At 71.2% G+C, this 2,829-nt stretch carries 3 protein-coding genes; 1 reads left to right on the top strand and 2 read right to left on the bottom strand.

Annotation, left to right across the window (positions count from 1 at the left end; translation table 11 throughout):
* Window positions 1–53: 53 nt before the first annotated feature.
* Window positions 54–728 carry a class F sortase gene (locus GUY61_RS37100; RefSeq protein WP_166634690.1) on the bottom strand — a complete coding sequence of 225 codons (675 nt, stop codon included), beginning with the start codon at window positions 726–728 and terminating at the stop codon, window positions 54–56.
* Between the two features lie 310 nt (window positions 729–1,038).
* On the opposite strand from GUY61_RS37100, the gene GUY61_RS39425 reads away from it, so the two are divergent.
* Window positions 1,039–2,001, top strand: coding sequence for a hypothetical protein (locus tag GUY61_RS39425; protein WP_208106922.1), 963 nt, complete (start codon window positions 1,039–1,041; stop codon window positions 1,999–2,001).
* A gap of 125 nt (window positions 2,002–2,126) precedes the next feature.
* On the opposite strand, the gene GUY61_RS37090 is transcribed toward GUY61_RS39425, so the two are convergent.
* Window positions 2,127–2,666 carry a hypothetical protein gene (locus GUY61_RS37090; RefSeq protein WP_166634689.1) on the bottom strand — a complete coding sequence of 180 codons (540 nt, stop codon included), beginning with the start codon at window positions 2,664–2,666 and terminating at the stop codon, window positions 2,127–2,129.
* Window positions 2,667–2,829 lie beyond the last annotated feature (163 nt).

Raw genomic sequence — 2,829 nt, 5'->3', positions numbered from 1 at the left:
CCCCGAGCCCTCCCCGCGCACGGCCCCTGGCCGTGCGCCCGGGTGTCACGCCGTCAGCGCACGTCGGTGAGACGGGCGAAGACCACGACGTTCCCGCTGTATCCGGCGTCCCGGGTGAAGGCCCCGCCGCAGGTGATGACGCGCAGCTCCGGGACGCCCGTGCTGCCGTAGACGCGGGTGCCGGGGAACTGCTCCTTGGAGAAGACCTCCACGCTGTACACCTCGAACACGGCGGTGCGGCCGTCGGTGCGGGGGACCTCGATCAGATGCCCGTTCTTCAGGGCGCCGAGACCGTAGAACACCGCCGGCCCGGTCATGTTGTCCACGTGGCCGACCACGACCGCCGTGCCCACCTCGCCCGGCGAGACCGCGCCGGTGAACCAGCCCGCCATGTTGTTCTCCTCGGCCGGCGGGGCGTCCACCCAGCCCTCCGCGTCCAGGCCGACCGCGGTGACCGGAGCGTCCACCTGGATCGCGGGGATGCGCACCCGCTGCGGCGGGGAGAAGAACAGCGGTTCCGCCGCGGTGAAGGTGGCGGGTACCTCGGGAGGGTGGTCGCGGGTGTCCGAGGCCGTCGCCGACGCCGGTTGCGGTGGGCCCTCGGCCTCTCCCACGCCGTTTCGCATCATCGCGAGGCCGCTCAGCATCATCAGGGCCAGGACCCCCCATGGTGCCCGCCTCCGGCGGGGCAGCCTCATCGGTCCGTGGCGCATGTCCGCTGACGGCATTTCATCCCCTCTCGACGCGGGGCTGCCCCGAGTCCATCGCGTATAGGGGAAAACTAAGCGCGCTGCAAAAGAAGGGCGAGGGGACGAGGGCGAACGGGTGGTACCGCACGGATCATGGGGCCATCCGGCCGAGCGCCGGAATGCGTACGCATGAGTGGGGACCTGATGGTCGGTCTGGGAGGCGCTGATCGCCGAGTGACCGGGAAAGGACCCGGGGCGCTTTCCGCGGAGGTTCAACATGCGTACTTCTCGCGCCTTGGCGGCAGCCGTATTGGCGGGTGCTGCCATCGGGTTGGCCGCCCCGGGAGCCGTGGCCAGTGAAGACCGGGAACAGGGAAACGGTTACAGCAGCGGCCAGGGCTCAGTCGGCCGGGCCGACGAGTTCGGGCGGACCGACGAGTTCGGCCCGGCCGGCCAGGGAGAGCAGGACCGCGGTACCGGTCAGGACATCAACCAGAACGTCGCTCAGAACGACACTCGGGGCACCTCTCACGGAAACGATTCGAAGAGCGATCAGGACGACGGCCCGTACCGGGACACCGGTAACAGCGTCAATCAGGGCATCGACCAGAACCTCAATCAGGACACCGCTGCGGGACACAATGATCTGCCCCCCGCCGGCACGGGCGGGGACCACCACCCGAACAACGGCGACGCCGACAGTCAGGGCGGCAACGCCAATGTCAATGTCAATGTCAGCGGCAACGGCACGGGCAGTGGCAACGACGGCAACGGCAACGGCGGCAACGGCCAGGGAGGCAACGGCCGCAACGACAACGACCGCCGTGACAACGACCGCGGTGACAACGGGGGAGGCCGTGGCCAGGGAGGCAACAACCACAGGGGCGACCGGAACGACGACTTCGGGGTGATCAGCATCACCGCCTCGCCCAGGACGGTCGTCAGGGGCGGCGCGCTGTCCGTGACGGTGGAGGGAGGCAGGTGCGGGGACGGCACGGTCAGTTCGCCCGCCTTCACGCGGACCGAACGGCTGCACTCCACCGGTGAGCACGACCGCTACCGTGCCACCGCGACCATCCGGAGCGGCGCGGTCCTCGGCGCGTACGAGATCACCGCGCACTGCGACGGGCGTTCGGAGACGGGCGGCACCTTCACCGTCGTCGGCGCCGGCGCGGCGCGCGGCGGTCTGGGCGGCCTGATGAGTCCGTCGAGCACCGAGCTCGCGGTCGGAGGCGGCATGGTGGTCGCCGCGGTCGTCGGCGGAGGCGTCCACCTCATGCGCCGTCGCGCAGGCGGCAACAGCAAGGCCTGACCGGCCGAACCGACCGGCCGGGCCGACTGAAAAGCCCGCGCCCCGGCTCTCGCAGGAGCCGGGGGCGCGAGCCATTTCCAGGGGTTTCCAGGGGGTGGGCCGCTCGCACGGCCCGGGGGCGCCTCTCAGTGCCGGCCCAGGCGCCCGCGACGGCGCAGCACGTAGAACGCGGCGCCCGCCGAGCCGCCGACCAGCGCCGCGCCGATGGCGATCTCCATGCTGTCCACCCCGCCGCGACTGCCGCCGAGGCCGCCCCTGACGCCCGCGCCCGCCGTGGACGAACGCGTGGCGGGCGGGCGGGACGTGGAACTGGTGGTGGGCGTCCTGGAGGCGATGGTGATGTTGGTCGTGCCCGTCTCGCCGTTGCAGACGAAGGTGACCGGGTAGACCGCGCCGGCCCTCGCGGACGGGTCGACCGTCGCGGTCACCGACCGGCCCTGGGGGACGGCCACGGTGTCGAAGGCTCCCGAGGACGCGGAGACGCTGTACGCGCAGTCGGTCACCCGGAGCGTCACGGTGCCGCCCGGCGGGACGGAGACGGGGTTGACGCTGAACCTGAACGAAGGGGTGGCTCCCTGGGCGGAGGCCGCGGGAGGGGGAGCGGTGAGCGTGAGTGCGGTGATGCCCAGCACGGCTGTGGCGGACGCGGCACGTATCGCGCGCATGGTCATTCCTCCGGTCCCCGAGGAGCAGCTGCGGAACTCTTCCACAAATGTCCAGAAATGCACCTCGATGGTGGAGACGTTAGGCGGGTCGGGGTAGGGCGGCGATCTCAGACGGGCGAATGGATGAGATTCCGTCCACCGGCCAGGCGGACAGAACCGGGGG

It is taken from the genome of Streptomyces sp. GC420, assembly GCF_009916105.1.
GTDB lineage: Bacteria > Actinomycetota > Actinomycetes > Streptomycetales > Streptomycetaceae > Streptomyces.
This window is presented reverse-complemented; position numbering and strand designations above follow the sequence as displayed.

Excerpts from the sequence above, each read along its gene's own strand:
- GUY61_RS37100 (WP_166634690.1), bottom strand. The coding sequence starts at position 728 with ATGCCGTCAGCGGACATGCGCCACGGACCGATGAGGCTGCCCCGCCGG.
- GUY61_RS37090 (WP_166634689.1), bottom strand. The coding sequence starts at position 2,666 with ATGCGCGCGATACGTGCCGCGTCCGCCACAGCCGTGCTGGGCATCACC.